We start from the raw sequence: 24,940 nt of genomic DNA, 5'->3' as shown, positions 1-24,940 counted from the left end.
CACCTTTCATTGCATAAACTCTGGACTGGAATAGAAGTCATTGAGCGTCTTACTCTTTTCCTGGTCATCAAAGTAAGAACGGGCAAAAACATAAGCATTCATTAGAGCCGCCGCCGGGTCAATCCGACTGTTAGAGTTACGGCTTTTCTTTTGTAGTTGCCAGCCGTTGTTATCTTCTTTAATCCGGGCATTAATCATTGAGTAGCGAAGCAATTTGTTATTGCCATGAATGATCTTCTTTTGAAACAGCTTGTCTCTAAAATCACGGGTAGGAACATTGAGCGTCAAACTACCTTGTCTTACGGCTCGCATATCCCAGTTAGGCATCTGTTTTTCAATCTTGGTTAAAATATCATTGAAGTTATAGGGGTCATAACAGATAATCGGTTTCCAGTGGTTCTTATTGCTTAGATTAACTAGGTAACTGAACACATCATCGGTATCAATTACGCCACTTTCTAGGGTAGTGATAGAACACTCACCACGTTTCTCACCAGCCCGGTAATTGAAGCCGTCTAACTTAATCTTGCGATCTAATCCGTACTTAGTGCCTACCCAGGAATGAGAATCCACGTAAAAACGGCCATCAATTGGAACTATCCAACTAACCGCTGTTAAGTCGTTGGTCTTACTCATATCCACGCCAACATAGACGTCACGTCCGGTGGTGTCGGGGGTGTCTATTTCGGTTTTATCCCAGTCGTCCACACTAATATAGGAATTATCGGCAGCTTGAAGCCACATATTAAAGTTTTTAGTGAGAACGGGAATTAAATCATCTTGAGCAATCCCCAAATCCACATCGTCTTGGATTTTAGGTTGCATACGCTTCTTAATTGCTGGTATTTCAAAAATAGGATTAGCTTTAATCCACGTCTTAGGCTTAGTGACTTCTTTACGGTCGTCCAATTCCCAAATGGCAATAAAATAGCGATCTGCTTGCTTCTTACCAGCTAACACATCGCTTAACATCTTATATTCAGCATACATAGGAACATTCAAATCTAGGCCACTGGTTGAAATAATCAATAGCAGACTGTTAGGCTCCTGGGCTTGTCCAGACTTCAAAACATCATATACCTTACGATCCTTAGCAGCCGCGTACTCATCTAAAATAATGGTGGTGCCAGCATAACCATCAAGGGTGTTGGTGTCACTAGCAAGGGCAGTGGCGAAACTATCGGTCGGCAGATCGGTAATCCGTTCTTTTTGCACCTTAACTCGGTGGCGAATCAATCTACTGGTCTTTTGCACCTGTCTTAGACTGCTTGAAAGCATATCATAGCCCAGTTTAGCTTGTTTCAGTGCGTTTGAGACGAACAGGACTTGGCGGTTCTTAGCTGGTTTGTTTTCCATCATCAAGCCAATAGCGGCTAGGGAAGCAGCTAGGTAAGTTTTACCAGACTTACGGGCCATTGATACCATACCCTGTGTATAACGCCGCTCGCCTGTTTCCTTTACTCGCCAGCCGTATAACTCGCTTACTATCCATTCCTGGTATTCGGCTAGGTGAAACTTACCACCATCGGTTAATGGCAGCATCTGGACAAACTGGCAGGCTTTACGGGCCATCTTCTCATCATAGTAGAAGGGGAAGTCGTCACTCTTTGAACGCTCTAAATCACGCTTATAACGCTCACAGGCAAGGCGTATCTTCTTCCCAGCTACGATCTTACCAGACAATACATCATCAACGTATCTAATCACCCGGCATCATCTTCTAAGAAGGCAACAAACGGGTCTTCGGGGTCTTGTTGCTTTACCTTCTGGTTCTCTAACTTGGCCCGGCTACTGATATTCAAGCCAAAGTCACTGGCAATTGCTCGCATATTCTTAATGGCCTTGTCTTGCATATTGAAGTATGGATTGATCTTCTTAGTGCCTTGCGAAGTCATAACACACAGGCCATCTTGAAGGATATACTTCTGGCAAGTGTGAACAGTTTGAGCGAGGACACAGTAATTAATTAATTGGCTACGGTCTAGGTTGCTTGCAGGTGTTTCCTTTTTGAGTAGGGGTACGATCTTTTGCCATTCCTTACGGGCGTAACCGTGTAACTCTTCGGGCACTGTTTCATCAATTGGTTCATAGTTTTCTTTAAGGTTATTCTGGACTTCTTCACGATCTGCTAACTGATCTTTCGTCCAGTGGCCTCTTAACTTTTCTACTGGTTTAATTTTTGCTCCAGCCATACATTCACCACCTTAACATAGCAAAAATAGCCAATAGACGAACATCTAATGGCTATTTATACCCAGTAATCTTTATTATACGAACATTATACCTCTTTTCGGCAAAAAGGGCAACGCATTGTTAGCGTATTTACGAACATTGCCACTTAAATTTAAGACTAATAATCGGCAATTACAAAATTCTAAAAAACACGAACAATAATTAATTATATAGTTATATTGTTCGTATATGACGAGAAAAAACTATAAAAAATGGGTTTTTACAAAAAGTAATGTGGATGTGCCGCTCTTTTCGGCGGCAGCACGGCCCCCCGGTAAAAAATAAAAAAGCTCAACACAAAAATGTTGAGCAAAATTTTTGAAATCTTTTCTGAAAATTTTTCAGATGAGCCATCGTAGGATTGCCACAACCACCTTGGCAATGAGCCATATTGCCACGATAAACACGATTAACAGTCCTAAATGCACCTGGAACACGATCATATAGGCAATTAGTCCAGCTATTCCAAACACAATCGCAAAGAATACAGGTGCTATCCACTTGCTGTCCTTGAATTTATTCCATCGTTCTTTCATGTCGCTTCCGCCTTTCAATTGCACTCTTTTTATTATGACAGGAAATACACATGGTTTCGAGATTGTCTGGGTCTAGTCGCTTGGTCCAATCGTCTCGTAGCTCAACAATATGGTCTACTAAATCACCTTTACGATAGATACCACGTGCTTCACAGCTAACACACAACGGGTGCATCATTAACCAACGGTGGCTTAGCTTCTTCCATGCTGTCGAACGATAGAAACGTTGGTACTTACCTTCATGCTTGCTAGTAATTCGCTTATGATAGATAGCTTTATTAATCTGGTGTCGTTCCTGCTTATCTGCCTGGTCAATTGGTTTACGGTATTCATGTTTGCTGCAGTAGCGCTGGTCATATGGTATTAACTTCATACAACCAGGGTGATTGCATAAGTGTGTTGGTTTACTCACGTTATCATCTCCATATTAAAAGGGTGCCTGAATTAGACACCCTTTGTTTATTATTGATTGCCTAGACCGTTTTTCACTTGTAGAGTAACTAGGTCAAATGCGTTGATACGGTCATCGCTGTTGATAGCAATAATCTTGTATTCATGGCCTTTGTACTTTGCGCTTAGCTTCTTATTAACGTTGGGGTTGTGTCTGATTGCCAGGACGATATCCGCATCAACGTGTAACCCAAGATTATCAAACGTCCGTGATTGAGTAGTGCTATATTCTCCGCACCATACTTCTTCTGACGGCTTGAATTCCTCGTGTCCGCCTTCTAGTGTGTCGTCTGGAACATAGCTATACGTTCCAAACTCAACCCGGTGCTTCATTCTACTGATGTCATAGTTAAGCATCATTACTCACCGTCCTTGTAAATAATCATGGCTGAATAAGTGTCGTCTCCGCTAAACCATTCGGAACTACCAGTAACACTTGAATGGCTATTAAACTTAATATCAATGATTTTCTTATCGCTGTTTTGAGTTAACCAGGCGTTAATCTCATTCTCTATAAGTCTCGTACTGCTTTTGCTGAAAATCTTAGTTTGCATTTTACTTGTCTCCTTCAATCAAATTACCATCAATACGTGTTGCTACAACAACATAATCGGGGTTAATAGCAGCAGGCTCTATTTCCTTAAAAGTACCTAGGTCTACTTCTGTATACCTATCTAGTGCGATCAAGCTTTTACTTTCGGCTATTGTGTTTATTTGTCGTAGGCTAGTAACAATACTGGAACCATTGACCATCTTTACTTTTAAGAAAGCGGTAGGCTTGCTGCTACACTTTTTATGTTTATCCATACTGTCCATTCCTCCAGAATACATAAAATAACTGTTATGAATCTCTACATCTCTACATTGCCCTTGAAACGCTGTTGTATCAACGTTTGTAGGTGTAGAGAAAAATGTAGAATGTAGACTAACGTTTCTCTACATCAACCTTGCGAATACACATCGGAACAGGGTTCTTGAACGGGTTCTCAACATAGAAAGCCCCTTGATTGTTGTCTTTGCATTGTTCATTAAATTCGAGAATGTGCTTTCGCTGTTCTTCTGTAATACGTGCTGTGCCTTTATCGTAGCTATTCCCTAGCAGCTCTAAGAAATACTTAGTAAAGCGTTTGGGTTTTCTAATCGGTGTGAATCCATTCTTACTACAATAATTTACGTACCATTGATAGAGTAGGGACACTGGAATTCGTTCAAACTGTCCTGGCTCAAAGACTTCTTTTAAGAAACCTACAGCAGAATTGTTATCTGCTTCAAATTCTTCTTTCATTGCCTTTGAGCGTGCTGGTTCAATAAATTTGTCAAAGTCTGGCAAGGTAAGTGCCTTTTTGAGAACATACTCAAGCACATCTTTCCGCTTTAAGTATTGTTCTTTGATTGCCTTGTTATCGGTCTTATCGGTGAATTGAGCTTCAAACGGAACCAGAATTAGGCGGCGCATCGTGCCACCTTTTTTAGCAAACATTGGCATCGTATTGCATGATTGAATGATTGTGCAATGTAGAGCGGTCTTGTAAATTGGCTTGTTCTTAATTTCAATATTGACGGGATCACCTGTGACAATGCTATTGAAGCTTGAACTACTTTTGATGTAGTCGGTTTGAATATCATCACCAATGCAAACTGTTTTACCGTCTAACACACTAAGTGCGAATCGTTGTTCAAACTCATTGATTTTAAGATTACCGTAGTTATCTTCACCAACTAAGTTTTCAATCAGAGTTTGAAATGTTCCTTTTCCATTGTTCCCGTGAATGTTTCCTACTAAGAAGAAAGCCTTGCCCCGTGAACGATTACCATTTAGTGCATCATTGATAATCTGCCAGAATAGTTGAACCTCGTTTTTATCACCACAGGCAAGCTGATCGAACATCTTATCAACTGTCCAGCCATCAATATTAGGCGACTTAGCGTCTGGATTATAATTGGTGGCAACCTTGGTAAATACCGGGTGTAGTGGGGTAAAGCCTTCTAACTTTTTTGTTTCTAAGTTGAATAGACCGTTGTTCACCGCAATATATTTACCATCATCACGATGGTGATTGTACTTAGCTTTATTCGTTAATTGAAAGACTATTTTTTTAGCCTTTTCTTCAGTCATAACAATATCAAAAAAACTCAAAAAGCGGTAAAGCTCACGTAAGTTGCGAGTATAAATACCACTAACCGGGTTGTAGAAAGCAATTCGGGCGTCTTCACTTTTATCGAAAAGGTAGTAGTGGAATGCACCTTCAAACAATTGTGCAATGGCCCAAGCAGGTAATTGTTTGTCTTGTTCAGAATCTTTTTCTTTAAATATTTCTTTTTGTTTGTTTGCTGCTCTAATACACGATGAGCGTAGTTCTTCCTCGCTGTCCCAATGATATTGGTTACGAATTGCGTCTAGCATCTCGTACAAAAGTTTGTATGGTGAATCATTATCGGAAGTGTTACTGTGAACATTGCCGTTCATTAAAGCATCTAAATTATTACTCATATAGATTGGCTCCCCCTTCATTTATTTCATTTTCATAATCAAATCGTCCAGGTATAGTTCCCCATGTGTTTTTACCTGGTCGGGGTCAAAGTTGGTTGTCATATAAACTTGGTCCCAATTAACAAAGATTGAGTTTTGGCCAGCAGGGGAAACTTCTGGTTTGCTCCAGAATTTGAAAGTGGGGCTTCTATGCAAAATTCTATTGGTTTGTCGCTTATTGTATTTAGTACCTCTTAAAATCATCATAACTAAGGCACCTAGTGAATATTTGATATTGTGGTATTTCTCTAAGTAATCGAATACCATTTGATCGTTGGTGAATAGCTGCTTGAACTTGTCACCGCTTTTGCTATAAAGCAATCTATAAAGTGTGTTAGCATCGGTGTTCCAATATTGAAAAGCTTCTTCCGCTTGCTTTTTAGCATATTGGTTTACGGCTCTTGAGCTATCGTTATCAATAATGTTTTTGAGTTGGTCCTTGGTAAGCATGATTGAGAGCTTTTCAGCGTAGGTCATTCATGCCACCGCCTTCCACTTCGTTATATGCACTAAGCTGTTTAGTTGAATCATTTACACTGCTCATGGCTACCGTTAGTAATGTTTCGATAGTGTCTTGGCCACGTTGAATTTCATATGCAATTGCCCGTGCTTCTTCTGTGGTAAGGCTTTTCGTTCCAACGTGATCTAGTGTTAGGCTTAGTTCATCATCTAGGGCTTGGAGTAGATTAGTAGTCTGGTATAACTTTGCTAAAATATCATCAAAATTCATTCTTCCAAATCCTTTCATCTGTGTTAAAATGAAAGGGTAAAGATATTTATGTTTCACGTCCTCAAAGCCCGTCAGCTCAAGGACTTTTTTTGTTTCACAAATATTCTTTACCCTATAATTAGTTAGTCATTAACGGGAGCCGTGTCGCCAAACTTAGCACCGTTAGTGGCTTTTTTATTATCCAATTCAGTTAGAGCCTGGTATTGAATAGTCATTTCTTTGACTTCGTGGGCCGTCTTAATAACGTCGTCTGCCATCTTAATTGGGTCATCAATAATTGAATTATTATCAAGCCTAATCATTCCTTCGTTAGTAATACCCTCGCAAACTGCGGCAATGTAATCGCCAGCGTCAGTAATTTTATCTTGAAGGGCGAAAATTTTATCGTCTAACTTAGTCATTCTCAATTGTCCTTTCTATAAGTAGTTAATGATTGAAGCAATTAAAGCTAATAATGGAAGTAGTGTTGCCAGGTAGGCCCACGCCCGTTCGTCCGGGTTAGTGAACCAGAAGTCTAGTATGGCCTGGTCAATCTTAGCTATCATTGAATCACCTCCTAACATATCCCCCGTGCCAGGTTGATTACTTAGTAGCCATGAACTTGTCTAAGTCGTTGCGATTAAAGCGGTAAGTCTTACCAATGTGCTTATAAGGAATATCACCGGTGGCAATCCATTCATTGAGTGTCCGGTTCGCAATACCGAGGTATTCGCAAGTTTGTTTCTTTGATAGGTACAAAGGGAATTTATCTTGGTAAACGTCATTCTTCGCTTCCTTAAAAGCGTTAAGCACCTCGATTTTAATAGCATCGGTAACTTCCTTTGGTAATTCAACTTTTAACTGTTCCATTTTCTTCACCACCTTTTATATGCAACCTATATGTAACACAAAATCAAAATAAAAATCAGTTCACACGCAACTTATATGTAACTGATTGTCTTTAATATACAACGGTGATAAAATAATGTCAATGCCATAATGCAACTTAAATGCAACTATTTTTTGCCTGAAAGAAGGTGATAATTTGAAAAGCAATCCAGATATTGGTAGTAGAATAAAACAAGTTAGATTAAAAAACGGGAAAAGCCAAGAGGACTTTGGCTCTTTGTTTGACCCGCCTGTTAATAAAGCCTCTGTTTCTCGATGGGAAAGCGGTAAAACTCTTCCCACATCGAAGCGTCTACAAAAAATAGCTGATCTTGGTGGGGTTTCAGTTGAGTACCTTATTAATGGTGTTAAGTTAAACGTTAATGATTTTTTGGACCTAGTAGATAAAGCTCTAAATACTCCGTTAAATAAAAAGGATTATCAACGGCTCGACGCTTCTCAACTAGGATTTTTTTCTTCCCTCAGTAAAATAACTGCTATTACGCAAACAGAAGCACAGAACAAAATTAAGAAAGAGCAAGCTATTATTACCAAGCACCCGCTTTCTATATTAGATTTAAAGACATATGGTGATTTTCTGTCTTTACTTAATTTGATTAGACGTCATGGTTCAGATGACCAAAACAGGTCCTTTGATGTTTTAATCAACATGATTTGGCAAATAGCAGCTGGTAAAATAAAGTACGATAAAAACGATCTTCTCCCTAACATTGATAAATTGCTGTCTAGCTTTCCAATAAAAGAAGAGAACAAGAAGGAATAGGTACCACTTTTATCCGGAATTGATTATGATACCGTCTTTTATGTAGAGAAAATGTAGTCTACATTCTACATAAACCTCTACACGGTTAATCCTTACTCTCCCAAGGGGTTAGGGTACTATGTAGAGATGTAGAGTTTTGTTTTGCTTATTATATATTTTTCACCTCTTAACATATCCCCCGTGTCAATGAATCGCACGAAAGAGAGGGAAAATATAGAATGGCTTCATATTATAAATACAGAAACACTAAAGAACAGATATTATGGTATGTAAAGTATCGCAAAGCCAATGGTAAGCTATCTACTAAACGTGGCTTCAAAACGAAGTCAGCCGCTCAAAAGTGGTACCGTGAATATCAAGTTGATGTTGACCATTACGGCAAGGCACTGAATGTTAGAATCACATTTGAAGAAGTCTACAATAAATGGTGGCCTGCCTATGAGAAGAGTGTGGTCGATACCACCGCTCATAAGACTAAACAGATATTTAAGAATCATATCTTACCAGCCCTGGGCAACTATCGAATTAACGACATTAACGTTTCAATCTTGCAACGTCTGGTTAATCACTGGAACCAGATTTTAGTGAAGAATGATTGCCAGCTTTACACCAACCTGGTATTACGCCGGGCGGTTCAGTTAGGCTATATTCATGTAAACCCTATGGACAGTGTAATCAAGCCAAAGAAAAAAGCCCGTGCTTCCACCAATAACTTTTTCAGTCAAGATGAGTTTACGGACTTTCTCAAATATCTAAGAGCAGATTATGAAGATGATAATCCCCGTGCTTTTATGATGTTATGGTTAGCGGCTGCCACAGGAATGAGACGGGGCGAAGTGCTTGGCTTAGAATGGAACTGTGTTGACTTGAAGAATCACACCATTAATATCAAGCGCTCATTGAAACGGTCTACACACGCTTATCTTGGTTCGCCAAAGAATCATTCTTCCATCAGAACAATTGCTATTGATGAAACAACGGCCAATTATTTACAACGGTGGAAGAAGCAGCAGCATAGTATTTTGAAGTATTTTAACTTTGACACCTATAAGACGAAGGGGCAATTGGTCTTTTCAACGTACAGGGCCAATAAAGCACTACCGGAACCAACGGCTGACAAGTATATCAATCAGCTAACCAGCAAGCACGGCATGAAACACGTAACGTTTCACGGCTTGCGGCATACCCACGCTACCTTGCTGGTTGAGAATGATACCAACGTTAAGTCAGTTTCAGAACGGTTAGGCCACTCGTCAATGGAAACGACTTTGAGAATTTATGTCAATAATGATAAACGTCCTAATCATAAGGTAGCAGATAGCTTCGGGAAGTTAATGTTCTCAAAAAGTTCTCAAAAGTAGGTTATTAATATTGCAAGGGGCTTGCTAAAGGCCTATTATAAAGGGAAAAAAGCAGGGTTATTATATATTACCTGTACTCTCCTTTTTTAGTATTTTCAGTGCCTTCATACCATCGCAAAACGTTGATATGAAGGCATTTCTATTTTTGTGAAAACGGTGAAAAACGTATTTATTTTAACTTTTGCGACAAAACTGCGACAAAATAATCACATGCCCCTGGCGTGCTGCTGCCTATTTTGGGCGGCTTTTTTATTTTGATTTGCGGAAAACTGCGGAAAAGTATCACCTCAAATTTCCCTCAATAGTCCCACAATCTAAAAAAGGCCGGCTCTAGGCTGACCTAATTTTAGTGAATTATCTACTGCTTGCCATCTTTTGGCTTCCTGAAAAGTGGCTTTGTTTTTACCTTGCTGAGGTCAAGGCTACCCTTCTCCGTTGCTTGCGTTTGATGATATACCAGTTCATTTTGTGATGGTACCAAGGCAACCATCTTTTTTAGGGCCGCCAGTTCAGCTTTACTATCAGAAGCATCATAGAACCGCATCAAATTAATAGAAAATTCTGCCTTATCTAAATCATTAAATGGCAGTACCAGATAGTCCTCATTCCTCCACACGTTCATTGCTGAGTTGGCAGCAATTAAAGCCGTCCTTTTATTTCCGTCTTGAAAAGGCTGTAGTTTGGACAATCTAGCAAATACTTTCCACGCTTCAAATCTCGATTGATCAGAATTCTCGAAATCATCAACGATTCCTTGAAGGTAATCTTTAGAAACAACTTCTGGCGGAATATATGCCTTCTGACTATGCTCGTCAACAGTGATCGCAATATTATCATCCGAATTATATAAAGCGTTCCTTAAGTGCCCTGGAATAATAGGATCTTCGACTTCGCTGTGCGTAAAAGCCTTATTAATGGCAATCATTCCCTCTACATTAAAACCATATTCTTTTGCAGCAGCAATACCAGCAACAATATCCTTGAAAATGTTAACATCTTCATTTTCTTGCTTCAGGTACTTTGTATTACCGGTATCAAGTGCTTTTTGGGTTTGTGCAATCGAACTGCCATAGCCATTCAAGCTCCCAATCGATGCTATGACATGGGCTAAAGCAAAATTATTGGTTAACACTTCTGACCACCCCTTAGTAATAAAAAAAGGCGTTTATTAGACGCCAGCTATCAGTTCGTAATCAATCGTACAAAACATTTAGTTACTACTGCTACTACTCTGATCCGCAATATCGTGCGTGGTTTGCCCACCCTTTGCGGTGTAGAGGGACTGCTTGGTGTTGTCCGGATTAACAATACTCAGGGAATAGTCCGATCCCAGAATCTTGGAGATCTGCTTGGAGTTGGCCTTGATGGACTTGGTCAGATTTGGCCAGCCAATCTGTTCGGCCTGGCTTGGATCCTGAACCAGTGCTTCCATTGCCTTGACAGTGTTATCGTCGGTCGGCTTGATCGTAAAGGTCTTGGAATCCTCATCGAAACTAACCGTTCCTAGCTTGGAATAACCCTTCTGGAGCTGACGAAGGACCGCCATCTCCTTGTTTTCCTGGGTCGCCTGGTTATTTGCGCTGCCGTCAACACTCCCCATCTTGTTGGAGAAAGCACTGCTGCTCTGGGCCTGGGTTGTCTGGGACGAAGAGGAACTCTGTTCAGTCCGCGTCTGCTGGTTGTGATGGAAATAAGGCAAGTTGATACCGCCATAAATGACGGCCGCCAAACTCAGAACAACAATGATTGTCCCGGTCTTCCACTCCCGATAGTGCATCCAGGAATTGGCGAGGTAAAAGCCACCCAGAATCAACATTAAGCCACCAAAAATAACAAGAAAGATCATGAATTAATATCCCCTTTTGCGTTTCCGCTCATCGTCAGCAAAAGATGTGCTGCTGCCAGCACATCCTGGCCTTAGAACTCCATTAATGCCTTCATATCGTATTTCTCGATCTTGTCCCGACCATGCAGGGCCTTCAGCTCGATCAAGAAGGCACAGCCAACGACAATGCCGCCCATCTTTTCCACCATTTCAATCGTGGCCGAGATGGTACCACCGGTTGCCAGCAGGTCATCGACAACCAGCACACGCTGACCGGGCTTGATCGAATCGTATTCCATCTGCAGGGTTGCCGTCCCGTATTCAAGGTTGTAGGTGGCGCTGATGGCCTTGCGTGGCAGCTTGCCCTTCTTCCGAGCCGGTGCGAAACCAACGCCCAGTTCACGTGCAATTGGGCAGCCGACGATAAAGCCCCGGGCTTCGGGACCGACAACCATGTCCACCTGCTTGTCACGGGCGTAAGCAGCCAATTCGTCCGTCGCCTGCTTGTAAGCCTCACCATCCGCCATCAGCGGTAAGATATCACGAAAGATAATTCCCTTTTCCGGGTAGTCGGGAATACTAGCGACGTATTTGTAAAGGTCTAAAGTCATTGGAAAAATTTCTCCTTTAATTCATCTAATCCTTTTTAAGGCACTGTAGTATCCACTGGGCAACGCTCGTGGCGTCACCATATAAAAGGACTTTTTCAGCTTGATAACGAGCAAGCTGTTTTTGATACTGTGTCGTTTGCTTCAAATCCGTCTTGCCGCTGACCGGCTGCAGATTTAAAACACCATTACTTATTGTAACAAATCCCGCTTCAGAAAACACTTGAATTATCAAATTTAATCGGGTGGGATTAATTTTCAGGTACTGGCTGACGGCCGGGGCCTGTTGCGGCCACTGGAGGCGTGGGTTGGCACGCAGAAAACCGTATACACCAGCAAAGCTTTGCCGATCCGGTAAGCCCGCTAGGTAGACATTCTGGCGATCCATCAGCAGCAAGCGAATTTGCGCCGGTGCCCCCTTATCGTTTTGGAAAAGCTTCCTGAGCGCATCCAGGCTGTCGGGGAGGTCCACCAGCGTGACTCGCCTGTGACTAAGGTCCATCCCCTGTGCAGCGGCCGGGCTCAGCGCATGATCCGCCCCAACGTGGGGAGCAATGTTAGCGCGAAGCCGGTCATCGTAAACGATGTACTCACCGTCCGCCTTGAAATGCTCCGGACGTAAGTGGGTCGTCCGCTCATCCAGGACCAGGGGACCATACACGTGCGCATCCACCAGCATCAGTTGGACCGTTCGCTGGCCCTGCCATTCATTGATGCCAATTGTCGCCGCAATATCAACCTGGTTGCCCGGCGCCTGAAAGAGCGGCGCATCCTGACCATGACCAAAGGCAATCACGGCTAGTTTCTGCTGCCCGCGCAGGCCGAACTTCAGGTGGCTGTTGTCCTTTCCCATCGTCCGGACCCCAGCCGTGTGAATGTTGGCCAGTTCAAATACCGGTTCCTCATTGTCCGGACCAAAGGGGGCCAACTTCTGGAGGTCATTGTAGAGTTCCTCGTTGACCTGGTCCGGGCTGAGCTTGGCCGCTAGTTTCAACGGCAACGGCTTTTCCCAATCAAAACCCTGCCGCACTGCCTCCGCGTCCAATGCCGCCTGTAGCTGATCCAGCTTGTCCACCGCAAAAGAAAGCCCACAGGCCGCCGGATGGCCACCAAAGGTCGTCAGCAGCTCACGGTGCGGATCCAAGGCAGCAAAGAGGTTAAAGCGCTCGTCGCTGCGACCCGATGCCTTGGCAACCTCCTGCCCACTGTCCACACTGGCAACAATGGTCGGCTTGCCGGTCTGCTCACGGACCCGGCTGGCAACGATTCCAAGGACTCCCTGGTGCCAGTCATGCCCCAGCAAGATCAGGACCGCATGCTCTTGATTCTTGGCCGAGCTAGCCTGGGCCAGTGCCGGCTGCATGATCGTGTCCACCAGCTGACGACGCTGCTGGTTGGCAGCCTCGACCTGTTTGGCCAACTCCTGGCCCTCCCCTTCGTCAAAGGTAGTCAGCAACTGGACCCCAAGCCCGGCATCCGCAACCCGCCCAAGTGCGTTCAACCGCGGTGCAATCCCAAAGCCGATGTCCTGGTCCGTCAACCGGGCTTCATTGAGCCCCGCCAACTTCACTAGTTCGTGGAGCCCCGGCCGCATCCCCTGGCGCAAGACCTGCAGGCCCAGGGAAATCAACACCCGGTTCTCATCGGCAACACTCACTACGTCGGCGATCTCACCGATTGCGACCAGGTCCAGCAGCTCCTGAGGAAATTCGTCCGTCAGCGCCCAGGCCAGTTTGAAGGCCACCCCGACCCCCGAGAGGCCGGCGAAGGGATAGTCCGTCCCGGGATACTGGGGGTGAACCACCGCGACGGCATTCGGCAATTCTGCGGGCAGTTCGTGGTGGTCGGTCACAACCACGTCCACGCCCTGCTTCATTACCGGGTCGATGACGGTCTTGCCGCTGACCCCGTTGTCGACGGTCACGATCAGCTGGGTTCCCTCTTCAATCAACCGCTGATAGGCCGCGGCGTTGGGGCCGTAACCATCGTTGAAGCGGTTGGGGATGTAGTAATTAACGTTCGCCCCGATTTCCTGGAGCGTCTCGTACATGACCGCCGTGCTGGTAATTCCGTCCGCGTCATAGTCACCATAAATCGTGATCTGCTCTCCCCGCTCGATTGCCTGTTGAATGCGATCAACGGCCTTGTCCATGTCGTGCAGCTGATGAGGATCATGAATCAGGTTGGGATCAGGCTGCAAGAACTGCTGAGCGGCTTCCGATGTCTTTAAGCCCCGTTTCACCAGGAGGTCTGCCAGCACCGGGCTCAGTCCCGCCTTCGTCAGGGCCGCCACCGCTGCAGGGTCCGCATCTTTTGCCAGTTCCCATTTAAACCGTGAGTCATTCATTCTCTTCACCATGCACTTTCCTAACAATTTCCGAAAAATAAGGAAGGCTGCAACACGCAGGTCACAGCCATTCTAACAATTTAACTTACAGCTTATCCTTGTCCTGTTGAAAATCAAAGAACTTTTTAATTGCCCAGTCACTGAGACCCGGGATGACCCGGTAGGCCCAGCCAAGGCAGGCCACGTAGGTTGGAACGTTGATCTCCCGCGTCTGGTAGCCAACGTTGTCCCAGATCCGCCGGGCTAGTTCGTCTGGTTCAATGAACATCCACTTTGGCAGGTGGGCTTGGTAGGTGTTGTTAGGATCGCCCTTCGCCCAGAACTTCGTGGAGATCGGGCCGGGGTTGACCGTCAGTACCTGAACACCGTAGTCGGCAACCTCCATCCGCAAGACGTTATCAAACTGGATGACTCCGGCCTTGGTTGCCGAGTAGACCGCGCTGCTCGGCGTCGGGATCTTGCCAGCCAGTGAGGCAATGTTGATGATTGCCCCGTAGCCCTGATCCATCATCTGCTTGGCCACGCACCGACTGATGTACATCAGTGCCAGGAGGTTCACGTGGACCATTTTCGCCATGGAGGAATAGTGCTGGTCAGCGACCTCAGTAAAATCGCCCAGGCCAGCCGAATTAATCAGGACATCAATGCTGCCAACCTCGTGCTGGATCTTGTCCAGCACTTGATCGATCGCATCCGGATCGGTCACGTCAAGCTGGTAGGCAAATGCCGGCCGGCCCGACAAAATTAAGCACTTCTTTGCCACCTTTTGGAGCTTTTCCTGGTTGCGGGCGGCCACCACCACGATTGCCCCCCGCCGTGCCGCCTCCAGGGCGAGCTGCTTGCCGATGCCACTCGAGCCACCGGTGATCAGCACGACTTCATTTCGTAAAAAGCGCAGTGTTTTTACCCGTCTTAACATTGTCTACCATCCCTTTTCTTATTTTTTAAACGGAATATCGAACACGTCCAGGTCATTTACGACCCGGGTCTCTGGAAAAATGTTTCGAACCTGGTAGGCCAGCTGGTAGGCCGCCTTGCCGGCATAGCGAGCGGAAATGTGGGTCAAAAAGAGTCGCTTGACACCCGCCTTCTTCGCAATCTCTGCGGCCTGTTTGCTGGTCGAGTGGTAATAGTTGTGAGCCAGCTGGGCCTCGTCCTTGCCAAAGGTACTTTCGTGAACCAGGGCGTCCGCATCCTTGGCCAACCAGAGTGCATTCTTCGTTGCCCGGGTATCGCCCAGGATGGCAACCACCCGGCCCGGCTGTGGCTGCCCGATGAAGTCGTGGCCGTCCAGCACCCGGCCGTCGGGTAATTCGACGGTCTTGCCGGCCTTTAATTGTCCGTAGATCGGCCCGGACGGCACCTTGGCCGCCCGCAGCTTATCCGCCAGCAGTTCGCCAGGATGATCGTGTTCCACCACCCGGTAGCCATAGCAGGTGATCTTATGGTCCAGCTTCTTAGCGTAAACCGTGAAGCCTTGGTCTTCGAAGATCTTACCCTCTTGCTGGATTTCAACAAAGTGGAGGGGGTAGCTCAACCGCGATTCGCTCACCTGCAGGGCGGTCAGCACAAACTTCTTGATTCCCACCGGTCCGTAAATCGTCAGCGGCTCGTTGCCCCCCTGAAAGGACCGGGAACTCAGTAGGCCTGGGAGGCCAAAAATGTGGTCACCATGAAGGTGGGTGATGAAGATTTTTTCGATCTTGCGCGGCCGAATCGTCGTGTAAAGGATCTGGTGCTGCGTTGCTTCCCCGACATCGAAGAGCCAGATGGCGTTACGCTCCTCTAACAAGCGCAGGGCGACGCTGGTAACGTTGCGCTGCTTGCTGGGCGAGCCCGCACCGGTGCCTAAAAATTCTAGTTGCATAGTGTCTGTTCCTACCTTCTCAATCGTGCTTATTGAACAAATTCAAAGACAAACTTCTTGATCCGTACCAGATCACCGTCCTGAATGCCCTTTGCTCGCAAGGCATCATCAACGCCCATCTGGCGCAGCTGCCGGGCAAAGCGCAGTTGACTCTGTTCGTGAGTCAAGTCGGTCATGTCGAAGAGCCGAAGCAACTTGGCCCCGCCAAGAACCCAGGTTCCATCCTCATCCTTGGTGATCGTGAAGTCGGCGGTCTCCTTCTCCGGTGCGGCGGCCTTGTACTCGGCCACCAGCTGCTCGTCGTGGCTTTCGCTATCAAAGGCCGGTGTCTGATCCAGCAGGTCAGCCGTCAGCTGCATCAGCTGCTGGACACCCTGGTGGGTAACGGCGGAGATTGGGAAGATCTTCGGCACATTCGGCAGCGTCGTATCCTCCTGCAGTTCCGCCTTGAAGTGGTCCAGGTTGTCCTGCGCATTCGGCAGGTCCATCTTGGTAGCAACCACGATTTGCGGCCGCTTCAGCAATTCGGGGTCGTAGTTGGCCAGTTCGCGGTTAATTTGGCGGTAACGCTGGATTGCCTGTTCCGGATCCTCGCTGCTCATGTCGACCAGGTGGAGCAAGACCCGCGTCCGCTCAATGTGTCGCAGGAACTTCAGCCCCAGGCCGATCCCCTTGGAAGCGCCCTCAATCAGTCCGGGCATGTCGGCCATCGCAAAGTCCCGGCCGTCTGGCAGCATCACCATCCCCAGGTTTGGCACCAGGGTCGTAAACTCGTAGGCCGCGATCTTCGGCTTGGCGCCGGTCACGACCGACAGGAGCGTTGACTTCCCGACCGATGGGAAACCGATCAGGCCGACGTCGGCCAGCATCTTTAGTTCGAGCTCCAGGTAGTGGTCCTCGCCGGGTTCCCCGTTTTCCGCGATTTCTGGAGCGGGGTTCTTGGCGCTGGCAAAGTGAATGTTGCCGCGACCGCCACGGCCACCGCGAGCCACAACCAGTTCCTGTCCCTGTTCAACCAGGTCACCGATGATCTGGCCGGTGTCGAGGTCACGCACCGTCGTCCCCTGGGGAACCGCGATCACGGTATCCTCGGCACTAGGGCCGGTCATCTGCTTGTTCATCCCGTTGCCACCGTTCTTGGCTTTAAAAATTCGGTGGTAGCGAAAATCCATCAGGGTCCGCAAACCCTCGTCCACCTTCAGTATAATGCTGCCGCCACGGCCACCATCACCACCGGCGGGACCACCGTTGGGCACGTATTTTTCACGCCGGAAAGCGACCATTCCGTCGCCACCCTTTCCGGCGTGGACCTCAATTTTAATTTGATCGACAAATGTATTCATTTGGATTATTCTCCGTTCTGTTTAGTTACTACTAAGTATATTGGAAAAAGCGGACAGCGTCAAAATCAATCGTGACTGCTGCCCTTGGCCACCGCCGCGTTTTTCTGCAGGGAAACTTTAATCAGCTGGGCCGTGGGCCGGTTGATCCCTAAAGCCTGAATATCGTCCACCGAGGCCGCGGCGATCTTGCTAATCGACCCGTACTGCTTCAACAGCTTGGTTCGGGTCCGTGGGCCAACGCCCTTGATTTCGTCCAGCCGGGAGCTGAGCGAATGCTTGGTGTGGACCCGGCGGTGGAAGGTGATCGCAAAGCGGTGCACCTCATCCTGAATCCGCTGAACCAAATAGAAGCCCTGGCTGCGCGGGTCGAGGTGAACATGCTGATCGTGATCACCAAAGAGCAGATCGGCGGTCTTGTGCTTGTCATTCTTGACCATCCCGACCACCGGGATATCAAGCCCCAGTTCGTTTTCCAGGACATCCTTGACGGCGTCCATCTGAATCTCGCCACCATCCATGAAGATCATGTCCGGCATCGGCTTATTTTCTTTTAGGAGTCGGGAATAGCGCCGCCGGATCACCTCGCGGGTGCTGGCGGCCTCATCGGCGTGGTCGATCACCGTCTTGAGCTTGTACTTACGGTAAAGCTTCTTGGCCGGCTCACCGTCGACGAAGACCACCATGGCACTGACCGGGTCGGCCCCCTGGATGTGGGAGTGGTCAAAGGCCTCAATCTTGTGGCCCGCCGGCAGCCCCAGGGCGTCGGTGATCTCCTTCATCGCTCCGGTCGTCTTGCTCTGATCCATCTCCAGCAAGCGGAACTTCTCGTTTAAGGTCAGGCGGGCGTTCTCGGCCGCCATGTCCATCAGGTCGCGCTTTTCACCCCGTTCCGGTGTCCGAACTGGCACGCCCAGGATTTCGCTAATCTCCTTATTTGGCAGTCCCGCTGGCAACAGGATTTCCTTGGGCAGGATGTTGTTGCGCCGGTGGTAGAACTGAAGAATGAAGCTGGTCATTTCTTCAACCGCTGTGTTAACGATTGGGAAGAGCCGCTTCTCCCGCTTCATCAGCCGCGCCTGGCGGATAAAGAAGACCTGGATCGAAAGCCAGCCCTTGTCCATGTAAAAGTTAAAGAGGTCCCGCGGCGTCTTGTCATTGGAGATGATCTTCTGTTTTTCAACGGTCACCTCAATGTAGTGCAGTTGGTCACGGATCTCGGCGGCCCGCTCGTACTCCAGGTCCGCGGCCGCCTTATTCATTCGGGCCGTCAACTCTCGTTTTACCGCAGCTGTGTTGCCGTTTAAAAACGACTTGATCCGCTTGATCTGGGCCTCGTATTCCGCTGGCGGAACCTCCTTAAAGCAGGCCCCCAGGCACTGACCCATGTGATAGTACAGGCATGGCCGGCCCTGGTAGCCATGACAGCGCCGCAGCGGATAAACCTTTTGGATAAAGTGAAGGGTCTCCTCGGCCGCGTACACGTTCGGGTAGGGACCGAAGTAGTAGGCCCCGTCTTTTTTGACCTGACCGGTGATCATGGTCTGTGGATCACGCTCATTGGTGATTTTGATGTAAGGATAGCCGGTCCCCCGCTTCAGCTTGATGTTGAAATAGGGCTGGTGCTTTTGGATCAGGGTAATTTCCAGGAGGAAGGATTCCTTGTTAGTGCCGGTAATGATGGTTTCAAAATCCGCCACCTCCGACACCATCTTGGCAACCTTCCCGGTGTGGCTGCTCTTAAAGTACGACCGTACCCGGTTCTTCAGGTTCTTGGCCTTCCCCACGTAAATAATCTGACCGTTAATGTTTTTCATTAAATAACAGCCGGGCTTATCCGGCAGTAATGCTAACTTATGTTCTAGGTATTCGCTCGCCATCATAACCCTCCGATAAAATTACTAACTAAATATTATAAGTGATTCCCCGCCTAAAAGGCAAAGAAAGTGCAAGCCAGATGACTTGTCGAATTGCTGGTAAATGTGCTAGCATTCTTCTTAAAAGAGATTAAAGGAGCGATCAAAATGGGACTCGTTACTCGGCGGAGCCTGCAAATCGACAAGCTTTTCGACCAGTTGGCCGTTGACCCAAAGAAGCGCAAGCCAGTGGACAAGGATAAGGCAGATAAGAAGGACACTGATAAGGAAAATTCCGACAAGCAAAAATAGCCGTTAAACTACAAGAGGCTGGTGAGAACATCAATTTCTCACCAGCCTCTTCTTATTTGCCGTTCACTTTATTTTTGCTTCTTAAAGCCACCAGGGTAGCGGCGGTTTAATTCCGCAATGTTTGCCTTAGCAACCTCGTCGAATGGGATGTCCGCCCACTCGGCAATCTGGGACAGATACCAGAGGACATCCCCCATCTCGTGCATCAGCTCAGCCCGGTTGAGCTGCTTGCTCTTAAAGGTATAGTTCTTCACCAGGTCCACCACCTGGCCTGACTCACCGGCGAGCCCCAGGGCACAGTTGGTTAACACCTGTTCATTGCCATAGAGCGTTCGTTTAGCCGCCTTTTGGTACTCGTTGAAATCCACTTAGTTCATCCCCGTCTGTTGTTCAATCCATTGCCATACCTGATCCTTGCCCCGCTTCGTCACCGCCGAGAAAAGGACCAGTGGCGCGTCACGCTTCATCGTCAATCGCTTTCTGATCTGGCTCTCCTGCCGGTTCCAGACGTTGGACTTGACCTTGTCGCTCTTGGTTCCCACGACCAGGGTCGGCAGGTTGTAGTAGTCCAGCCACTGGTACATTGAAACGTCATCGGCAGTCGGCTCGTGACGAGCATCAACCAGCATGATGACCCCGCGCAATTGTTCGCGCTGGGTCAGGTACTGTTCAATCATCTGGCCAAAGCGTTCCCGCTCCTTTTTGGAAACTTTGGCGTAGCCGTAGCCCGGCACGTCAACGAAGTAGAGCTGGTCCTCCACGTTGTAGAAGTTCAGCGTCTGGGTCTTTCCCGGCTGACTCGAGGTGTGGGCGAAGTTCTGCCGATTAATCAGTGTATTGGTTAGTGACGATTTACCGACGTTAGAACGGCCAACCAGGGCAATCTCCGGGTAGTCCGTCTTGGGATACTGATCGGCCCGAACCGCACTGATCGTCAGGTCAACGTTATGTACTTCCATCGCGATTCTCCTTACTTAGCCTGGGCCTGCTTCTTCATGACGTAGCGCGGTTCCGTATGGTGGGTCACACAGCGCTTGTCAATCACGACTTCCGCGACGTCCTTCCGACTTGGCAGGTCAAACATGACGTCCCGCATGACGTCTTCAATGATCGACCGCAGCCCCCGGGCACCAGTATTCCGCTTGATGGCCAACTGGGCCATGGCCTTGAGGGCGCCATCGGTAAATGACAGCTTGCTGCCGTCGAGGCGAATCAGCTCCTGGTACTGCTTGACCAGAGCGTTCTTTGGTTCGGTCAGGATCCGCACCAGATCATGTTCGTCCAGCTTCTCTAAAGCGGTCATCACTGGCAGCCGCCCGATGAATTCTGGAATCAGGCCAAACTTCAGCAGGTCCTCTGGAATGACGTGCTGCAGAATGTTCTTTTCGGTGATGCTGCCCTTTTCGTCGGCGTTCGTGTCGGTGCCGAACCCAATCGTCTTTTCGCCCAGTCGTTCCTTGACGATCGTCTCAATACCGTCGAAGGCTCCACCGACGATGAAGAGGATGTTCTTGGTATCAACCTGGATAAATTCCTGCTGCGGATGCTTCCGGCCACCCTGCGGCGGAACGTTGGCAATCGTCCCTTCCAGGATCTTCAAGAGGGCCTGTTGAACCCCTTCACCGGAAACGTCCCGGGTGATTGAGACGTTCTCACTCTTCTTGGCAATCTTATCGATTTCATCGATGTAGATAATTCCCTTTTCGGCCCGGTCAACATCAAAGTTGGCTGCCTGCAGCAGCTTCAGGATGATGTTTTCCACGTCCTCACCAACGTAACCGGCCTCGGTCAGGGTCGTGGCATCGGCAATCGCAAACGGAACGTTTAAGATTCGGGCCAGCGACTGGGCCAGGTAGGTCTTCCCGGAACCCGTGGGACCGATCACCGCGATGTTGCTCTTCTGCAGTTCGGTGTCGTTATTATCGCCGTTCATCATGGCGTTGACCCGCTTGTAGTGGTTATAAACCGCCACCGCCAGTGTCTTCTTGGCTTCATCCTGACCGATTACGTAATCATTCAGTTCATTGACGATTTCTTGTGGCGTCGGAACCCGGAAGTTCGTGGTAGCCTGATCGTCAGCCAGTTCCTGATCAATGATCTGCTTGCACAGGTCCACGCATTCATTACAAATGTATACACCGGGACCGGCAACAATCTTTTTCACTTCGCTCTGGGACTTGCCACAGAAGGAGCAGTGAATAGAATCCATTCCCTTGGTATCTTCAAACATTTGGTTTCCTCCTCTAAAGTACTGAGAACATCATAACAAAATTGAGGGCCAATTTCGAATGATGTGATCCAGATTCAAAAGAAAAGGGAGTGGGAAAGAACTCGCTTGCGAGTTCGTCTTCCCACCCCCGCGAGGCTGGCTAGGTGTCCTGGGCGTTGATTTATCAACGTTCAGGATCCAGCCAGCTACCGCGCTGCAGCATTTATAAGCTATATAACAGCAAAGAGGCTGGGTTAATTCCCAGCCTCTTCCGTCATGGGCAAGTGAAAATTACTTGTCAGACTTCTTGTCGTCACTAGCAACCTGCTTTGCTGAGTCAGCAACCAGGTCAACGGCCTTCTTGATCTTGATGTCGTGAGCCAGCATGTCCTTGGACAGTGCCTTTTCAACGGCGTCTTCCTTCATGCCGTATTGCTTAGCCAGGTCAGCAACTTCCTTCTTCATTTCGTCGTCGCTGGCTTCCAGCTTAGCATCGTCAACGATGGCTTCCAGAACCAGGTTAGTCTTAACCCGTTGTTCAGCATCGCTAGCGAACTGCTTCTTCAGGTCTTCTTCCTTAGTACCAGTGATCTGGAAGTACATTTGTGGACTGATCCCCTGCTGTTGCATCCCGGCCAGGTATTGTTGCATCTGGCGGTTCGTGTCGTCATCCAGCATTGATTGTGGAATGTCTTGGATTTCGGCATTGGCAACGGCCTTTTCAATGGCAGCGTCTTCGATGGCAGCCTTAGCTTGGTTGTCCTTGTCTTCTTGCAGCTGCTTCTTGGTCTTGTCCTTCAGTTCGTCTAAGGTGTCAACGTCTTCGTCAACGTCCTTGGCAAAGTCATCGTCAAGTTCTGGCAGTTGCTTTTCCTTGATTTCGTGAACCTTAACCTTGAAGATGGCGTCCTTGCCGGCCAGGTTCTTTGCGTGGTAATCTTCTGGGAAGGTTACCTTAACGTCAACGTCATCGCCGGACTTGTGGCCAACCAGTTGGTCTTCAAAGCCAGGGATAAAGGAGCCGGAACCCAGTTCAAGGGAGTAGTTGTCAGCGGAACCGCCGTCGAACTTCTCACCGTCAACGCTACCCTCGTAGTCGATGACAACCGTGTCGCCGTTTTCGGCTGGCTTGTCTTCCTTCAGAACCAGTTCAGCCTGTTGTTGACGCTTCTTTTCCAGTTCGGCGTTAACGTCGTCGTCGGAAACAGTGGTGTCCTGTTCAGGAACTTCCATTCCCTTGTAGTCACCCAGCTTAACTTCTGGCATTACGTCAACCGTAGCAGTCAGAGTCCATGGTTGACCCTTTTCCATGCTCTTAATATCAATTTCAGGTTGAGCAACTGGCTGGATCTTGGTTTCTTCAACCGCTGCGCTGTAAGCATCAGGCAGCACCTTGTTTAAGGCATCCTGGTAAAGTGATTCTTCGCCGTACATTTGGTTGAAAATCTGGCGAGGAACACGGCCCTTCCGGAATCCCGGAACGGTGATCTTCTTGCGGGTTTCAACGAAGGCTTCGTCAAGGCCCTTCTTAATCGTGTCGACATCAATCGTGAATGTCAATGTCCCTTTGCTGGCATCGCTATCGCGTTCCCATTTTGCTGACATTTTATTTCCTCCAATAACATTTCAATTTGACCAGGCGCTTACTGCGCGCTGGTCTGTACATACTTTATTAGTTTACCGTAGCTGTCAGGCAATTGCAACCAATTGCCCGACATCGCAACGCAATTTTAAAGCAAAAAAGGAATTCGGCAAGACCGAATTCCTTCATGTTTTTGCCTAATTGAAAATTAGTCCAGCACTTCGGATACCACACCGGCACCAACAGTGTGTCCACCTTCACGGATGGTGAACTTCAGACCCTTTTCAAGGGCAACTGGCTTTTGCAGGTTAACAGTGAACGTAACGTTATCACCAGGCATAACCATTTCTACGCCATCTGGCAGTTCAATCGTACCAGTAACATCAGTAGTGTGGAAGTAGAACTGTGGACGGTAGTTGGAGAAGAATGGAGTGTGACGGCCCCCTTCTTCCTTGGTCATAACATAAACTTCACCCTTGAAGTTCTTGTGAGTCTGGATGGAGCCTGGGGCTGCCAGAACTTGACCACGTTCAACTTGGTCGTGGGAAATACCACGAAGCAGAACACCAACGTTGTCCCCGGCTTCACCAAGGTCAAGCGTCTTGTGGAACATTTCCAGACCAGTAACAGTGGACTTCAGAACCTTGTCGGACAGACCAACGATTTCAACTTCGTCACCGATCTTAACAGTACCACGGTCGATACGACCGGAAACAACAGTACCACGACCAGTGATAGTGAAGACGTCTTCGATAGGCATCATGAATGGCTTATCAGTAGGACGCTTTGGAGTTGGGATGTAGTCATCGATAACATCCATCAGGTGCAGAACAACCTTTTCTTGTTCTGGGTCACCCTGAAGAGCCTTCAGAGCAGAACCACGGATAACTGGAACATCGTCACCAGGGAAATCGTATTCGTTCAGAAGGTCACGAACTTCCATTTCAACCAAGTCAACCAGTTCGTCATCGTCAACCAGGTCAGTCTTGTTCAGGAATACAACGATGTATTCAACACCAACCTGACGAGCAAGAAGAATGTGTTCACGAGTCTGTGGCATAGGACCATCAGTAGCGGCAACAACCAGGATAGCACCATCCATTTGTGCGGCACCGGTGATCATGTTCTTAACGTAGTCGGCGTGACCTGGCGCATCGATGTGTGCGTAGTGACGCTTTTCAGTTTCGTATTCAACGTGGGCAGTGTTGATAGTGATACCACGTTCCTTTTCTTCTGGAGCGGCATCGATATCAGCGTAATCTTCTTCCTTTGCCAGACCCTTAGCTGCCAGTACCTTGGTGATAGCAGCAGTTAAAGTAGTCTTCCCATGGTCAACGTGGCCAATAGTACCAATGTTTACATGGGGCTTTGTACGTTCATAATGTTCTTTTTCAGCCATTAATGAAAACCTCCTGTTAATTTACAAGTATAATGTCAGTCGTTTCAAAGAAATGACTGACACACCCTTAGGGATATTGTACTACTTCTTTTCGCCAATTGAAAG

General features: G+C 47.6%; 29 protein-coding genes. 3 read left to right on the top strand and 26 right to left on the bottom strand.

Going from position 1 to position 24,940, the window contains the following annotated elements; all coding sequences use genetic code 11:
* Positions 1-6: 6 nt before the first annotated feature.
* From LKE23_RS00835 to LKE23_RS00775, 13 genes are all read right to left on the bottom strand, one after another.
* Entirely contained in the window at positions 7-1,707 is a 1,701-nt protein-coding gene (locus LKE23_RS00835; RefSeq protein WP_291977589.1) for a terminase large subunit, read from the bottom strand.
* Entirely contained in the window at positions 1,704-2,192 is a 489-nt protein-coding gene (locus LKE23_RS00830) for a phage terminase small subunit P27 family (protein ID WP_291977588.1), read from the bottom strand. The genes LKE23_RS00835 and LKE23_RS00830 overlap by 4 nt, the downstream gene beginning before the upstream one ends.
* A 381-nt stretch (positions 2,193-2,573) precedes the next feature.
* A complete protein-coding gene (locus LKE23_RS00825) occupies positions 2,574-2,768 on the bottom strand; it encodes a hypothetical protein (protein WP_291978326.1) in 195 nt (64 codons plus the stop codon).
* The gene (locus tag LKE23_RS00820) at positions 2,749-3,180 is read right to left on the bottom strand and encodes an HNH endonuclease (protein ID WP_291977587.1); all 432 of its coding nucleotides are present in this window, start codon (positions 3,178-3,180) and stop codon (positions 2,749-2,751) included. Before LKE23_RS00820 ends, LKE23_RS00825 begins: the two co-directional genes overlap by 20 nt.
* Positions 3,181-3,230: 50 nt before the next feature.
* Complete coding sequence (locus LKE23_RS00815; RefSeq protein WP_291977586.1) at positions 3,231-3,578, bottom strand: phage head closure protein; 348 nt, start codon at positions 3,576-3,578, stop codon at positions 3,231-3,233.
* Positions 3,578-3,772, bottom strand: a complete 195-nt coding sequence (locus LKE23_RS00810; protein ID WP_291977585.1) for a sporulation protein Cse60 — start codon at positions 3,770-3,772, stop codon at positions 3,578-3,580. The genes LKE23_RS00815 and LKE23_RS00810 overlap by 1 nt, the downstream gene beginning before the upstream one ends.
* A gap of 1 nt (position 3,773) precedes the next feature.
* Positions 3,774-4,025 carry a hypothetical protein gene (locus LKE23_RS00805; protein ID WP_291977584.1) on the bottom strand — a complete coding sequence of 84 codons (252 nt, stop codon included), beginning with the start codon at positions 4,023-4,025 and terminating at the stop codon, positions 3,774-3,776.
* A gap of 118 nt (positions 4,026-4,143) precedes the next feature.
* Positions 4,144-5,709, bottom strand: coding sequence for a DNA primase family protein (locus LKE23_RS00800; RefSeq protein WP_291977583.1), 1,566 nt, complete (start codon positions 5,707-5,709; stop codon positions 4,144-4,146).
* A gap of 21 nt (positions 5,710-5,730) precedes the next feature.
* Entirely contained in the window at positions 5,731-6,225 is a 495-nt protein-coding gene (locus LKE23_RS00795; RefSeq protein ID WP_291977581.1) for a hypothetical protein, read from the bottom strand.
* On the bottom strand, positions 6,212-6,478 hold the full coding sequence (locus tag LKE23_RS00790; protein ID WP_291977580.1) for a hypothetical protein: 267 nt from the start codon (positions 6,476-6,478) through the stop codon (positions 6,212-6,214). The genes LKE23_RS00795 and LKE23_RS00790 overlap by 14 nt, the downstream gene beginning before the upstream one ends.
* Positions 6,479-6,600: 122 nt before the next feature.
* The gene (locus LKE23_RS00785) at positions 6,601-6,879 is read right to left on the bottom strand and encodes a hypothetical protein (protein ID WP_291977579.1); all 279 of its coding nucleotides are present in this window, start codon (positions 6,877-6,879) and stop codon (positions 6,601-6,603) included.
* 15 nt (positions 6,880-6,894) lie between these two features.
* Positions 6,895-7,023 carry a hypothetical protein gene (locus tag LKE23_RS00780; protein WP_291977578.1) on the bottom strand — a complete coding sequence of 43 codons (129 nt, stop codon included), beginning with the start codon at positions 7,021-7,023 and terminating at the stop codon, positions 6,895-6,897.
* Between the two features lie 37 nt (positions 7,024-7,060).
* On the bottom strand, positions 7,061-7,327 hold the full coding sequence (locus LKE23_RS00775) for a helix-turn-helix domain-containing protein (protein WP_291977577.1): 267 nt from the start codon (positions 7,325-7,327) through the stop codon (positions 7,061-7,063).
* A 175-nt stretch (positions 7,328-7,502) separates the two neighbouring features.
* On the opposite strand from LKE23_RS00775, the gene LKE23_RS00770 reads away from it, so the two are divergent.
* Positions 7,503-8,129, top strand: a complete 627-nt coding sequence (locus LKE23_RS00770; RefSeq protein WP_291977576.1) for a helix-turn-helix domain-containing protein — start codon at positions 7,503-7,505, stop codon at positions 8,127-8,129.
* Positions 8,130-8,347: 218 nt separating this feature from the next.
* Complete coding sequence (locus LKE23_RS00765; protein WP_291977574.1) at positions 8,348-9,490, top strand: tyrosine-type recombinase/integrase; 1,143 nt, start codon at positions 8,348-8,350, stop codon at positions 9,488-9,490.
* Positions 9,491-9,848: 358 nt separating this feature from the next.
* On the opposite strand, the gene LKE23_RS00760 is transcribed toward LKE23_RS00765, so the two are convergent.
* The 8 genes from LKE23_RS00760 to uvrC form a co-directional block, all read right to left on the bottom strand.
* Positions 9,849-10,622, bottom strand: a complete 774-nt coding sequence (locus LKE23_RS00760) for a Fic family protein (protein WP_291977573.1) — start codon at positions 10,620-10,622, stop codon at positions 9,849-9,851.
* 78 nt (positions 10,623-10,700) lie between these two features.
* Positions 10,701-11,336 (bottom strand): DUF308 domain-containing protein, encoded by a 636-nt coding sequence (locus LKE23_RS00755; protein WP_291977572.1) that lies wholly within the window; start codon positions 11,334-11,336, stop codon positions 10,701-10,703.
* A 71-nt stretch (positions 11,337-11,407) separates the two neighbouring features.
* Positions 11,408-11,926 (bottom strand): adenine phosphoribosyltransferase, encoded by a 519-nt coding sequence (locus LKE23_RS00750; RefSeq protein WP_267201346.1) that lies wholly within the window; start codon positions 11,924-11,926, stop codon positions 11,408-11,410.
* A gap of 25 nt (positions 11,927-11,951) precedes the next feature.
* Complete coding sequence (gene recJ, locus LKE23_RS00745; protein ID WP_291978301.1) at positions 11,952-14,270, bottom strand: single-stranded-DNA-specific exonuclease RecJ; 2,319 nt, start codon at positions 14,268-14,270, stop codon at positions 11,952-11,954.
* A gap of 85 nt (positions 14,271-14,355) precedes the next feature.
* Positions 14,356-15,189: an SDR family NAD(P)-dependent oxidoreductase gene (locus LKE23_RS00740; RefSeq protein WP_291977570.1), complete on the bottom strand. Its 834-nt coding sequence runs from the start codon at positions 15,187-15,189 to the stop codon at positions 14,356-14,358.
* Positions 15,190-15,207: 18 nt separating this feature from the next.
* Positions 15,208-16,137, bottom strand: coding sequence for a ribonuclease Z (gene rnz, locus LKE23_RS00735; RefSeq protein WP_291977569.1), 930 nt, complete (start codon positions 16,135-16,137; stop codon positions 15,208-15,210).
* Between the two features lie 29 nt (positions 16,138-16,166).
* Complete coding sequence (gene obgE / locus LKE23_RS00730; RefSeq protein ID WP_291977568.1) at positions 16,167-17,480, bottom strand: GTPase ObgE; 1,314 nt, start codon at positions 17,478-17,480, stop codon at positions 16,167-16,169.
* Positions 17,481-17,545: 65 nt separating this feature from the next.
* Complete coding sequence (gene uvrC / locus LKE23_RS00725; protein WP_291977567.1) at positions 17,546-19,357, bottom strand: excinuclease ABC subunit UvrC; 1,812 nt, start codon at positions 19,355-19,357, stop codon at positions 17,546-17,548.
* Between the two features lie 144 nt (positions 19,358-19,501).
* Between uvrC and LKE23_RS00720 the strand changes: the two genes are divergently transcribed.
* Positions 19,502-19,645, top strand: coding sequence for an SPJ_0845 family protein (locus LKE23_RS00720; protein ID WP_291977566.1), 144 nt, complete (start codon positions 19,502-19,504; stop codon positions 19,643-19,645).
* Positions 19,646-19,713: 68 nt separating this feature from the next.
* Here LKE23_RS00720 and LKE23_RS00715 read toward each other — a convergent pair whose 3' ends face one another.
* From LKE23_RS00715 to tuf, 5 genes are all read right to left on the bottom strand, one after another.
* A complete protein-coding gene (locus LKE23_RS00715) occupies positions 19,714-20,013 on the bottom strand; it encodes a nucleoside triphosphate pyrophosphohydrolase family protein (protein WP_291977565.1) in 300 nt (99 codons plus the stop codon).
* The gene (yihA, locus tag LKE23_RS00710) at positions 20,014-20,604 is read right to left on the bottom strand and encodes a ribosome biogenesis GTP-binding protein YihA/YsxC (protein WP_291977564.1); all 591 of its coding nucleotides are present in this window, start codon (positions 20,602-20,604) and stop codon (positions 20,014-20,016) included.
* Positions 20,605-20,615: 11 nt separating this feature from the next.
* Entirely contained in the window at positions 20,616-21,875 is a 1,260-nt protein-coding gene (gene clpX, locus LKE23_RS00705) for an ATP-dependent Clp protease ATP-binding subunit ClpX (protein ID WP_291977563.1), read from the bottom strand.
* A gap of 270 nt (positions 21,876-22,145) precedes the next feature.
* Complete coding sequence (gene tig / locus LKE23_RS00700; protein WP_291977562.1) at positions 22,146-23,459, bottom strand: trigger factor; 1,314 nt, start codon at positions 23,457-23,459, stop codon at positions 22,146-22,148.
* 185 nt (positions 23,460-23,644) lie between these two features.
* Complete coding sequence (tuf, locus tag LKE23_RS00695; RefSeq protein WP_267201357.1) at positions 23,645-24,835, bottom strand: elongation factor Tu; 1,191 nt, start codon at positions 24,833-24,835, stop codon at positions 23,645-23,647.
* Between the last annotated feature and the right edge of the window lie 105 nt (positions 24,836-24,940).

This window comes from Limosilactobacillus sp. (genome assembly GCF_022482365.1).
Classification (GTDB): Bacteria; Bacillota; Bacilli; order Lactobacillales; family Lactobacillaceae; genus Limosilactobacillus.
The sequence above is the reverse complement of the archived record's forward strand: the minus strand, read 5'-3'. Positions and strand labels throughout refer to the sequence as shown.

Excerpts from the sequence above, each read along its gene's own strand:
- LKE23_RS00830 (WP_291977588.1), bottom strand. The coding sequence starts at position 2,192 with ATGGCTGGAGCAAAAATTAAACCAGTAGAAAAGTTAAGAGGCCACTGG.
- LKE23_RS00825 (WP_291978326.1), bottom strand. The coding sequence starts at position 2,768 with ATGAAAGAACGATGGAATAAATTCAAGGACAGCAAGTGGATAGCACCT.
- LKE23_RS00815 (WP_291977586.1), bottom strand. The coding sequence starts at position 3,578 with ATGATGCTTAACTATGACATCAGTAGAATGAAGCACCGGGTTGAGTTT.
- LKE23_RS00810 (WP_291977585.1), bottom strand. The coding sequence starts at position 3,772 with ATGCAAACTAAGATTTTCAGCAAAAGCAGTACGAGACTTATAGAGAAT.
- LKE23_RS00805 (WP_291977584.1), bottom strand. The coding sequence starts at position 4,025 with ATGGATAAACATAAAAAGTGTAGCAGCAAGCCTACCGCTTTCTTAAAA.
- LKE23_RS00800 (WP_291977583.1), bottom strand. The coding sequence starts at position 5,709 with ATGAGTAATAATTTAGATGCTTTAATGAACGGCAATGTTCACAGTAAC.
- LKE23_RS00795 (WP_291977581.1), bottom strand. The coding sequence starts at position 6,225 with ATGACCTACGCTGAAAAGCTCTCAATCATGCTTACCAAGGACCAACTC.
- LKE23_RS00790 (WP_291977580.1), bottom strand. The coding sequence starts at position 6,478 with ATGAATTTTGATGATATTTTAGCAAAGTTATACCAGACTACTAATCTA.
- LKE23_RS00785 (WP_291977579.1), bottom strand. The coding sequence starts at position 6,879 with ATGACTAAGTTAGACGATAAAATTTTCGCCCTTCAAGATAAAATTACT.
- LKE23_RS00780 (WP_291977578.1), bottom strand. The coding sequence starts at position 7,023 with ATGATAGCTAAGATTGACCAGGCCATACTAGACTTCTGGTTCACTAAC.
- LKE23_RS00775 (WP_291977577.1), bottom strand. The coding sequence starts at position 7,327 with ATGGAACAGTTAAAAGTTGAATTACCAAAGGAAGTTACCGATGCTATT.
- LKE23_RS00765 (WP_291977574.1), top strand. The coding sequence starts at position 8,348 with ATGGCTTCATATTATAAATACAGAAACACTAAAGAACAGATATTATGG.
- LKE23_RS00755 (WP_291977572.1), bottom strand. The coding sequence starts at position 11,336 with ATGATCTTTCTTGTTATTTTTGGTGGCTTAATGTTGATTCTGGGTGGC.
- LKE23_RS00750 (WP_267201346.1), bottom strand. The coding sequence starts at position 11,926 with ATGACTTTAGACCTTTACAAATACGTCGCTAGTATTCCCGACTACCCG.
- recJ (WP_291978301.1), bottom strand. The coding sequence starts at position 14,270 with ATGAATGACTCACGGTTTAAATGGGAACTGGCAAAAGATGCGGACCCT.
- LKE23_RS00740 (WP_291977570.1), bottom strand. The coding sequence starts at position 15,189 with ATGTTAAGACGGGTAAAAACACTGCGCTTTTTACGAAATGAAGTCGTG.
- rnz (WP_291977569.1), bottom strand. The coding sequence starts at position 16,137 with ATGCAACTAGAATTTTTAGGCACCGGTGCGGGCTCGCCCAGCAAGCAG.
- obgE (WP_291977568.1), bottom strand. The coding sequence starts at position 17,480 with ATGAATACATTTGTCGATCAAATTAAAATTGAGGTCCACGCCGGAAAG.
- uvrC (WP_291977567.1), bottom strand. The coding sequence starts at position 19,357 with ATGGCGAGCGAATACCTAGAACATAAGTTAGCATTACTGCCGGATAAG.
- LKE23_RS00720 (WP_291977566.1), top strand. The coding sequence starts at position 19,502 with ATGGGACTCGTTACTCGGCGGAGCCTGCAAATCGACAAGCTTTTCGAC.
- yihA (WP_291977564.1), bottom strand. The coding sequence starts at position 20,604 with ATGGAAGTACATAACGTTGACCTGACGATCAGTGCGGTTCGGGCCGAT.
- clpX (WP_291977563.1), bottom strand. The coding sequence starts at position 21,875 with ATGTTTGAAGATACCAAGGGAATGGATTCTATTCACTGCTCCTTCTGT.
- tig (WP_291977562.1), bottom strand. The coding sequence starts at position 23,459 with ATGTCAGCAAAATGGGAACGCGATAGCGATGCCAGCAAAGGGACATTG.
- tuf (WP_267201357.1), bottom strand. The coding sequence starts at position 24,835 with ATGGCTGAAAAAGAACATTATGAACGTACAAAGCCCCATGTAAACATT.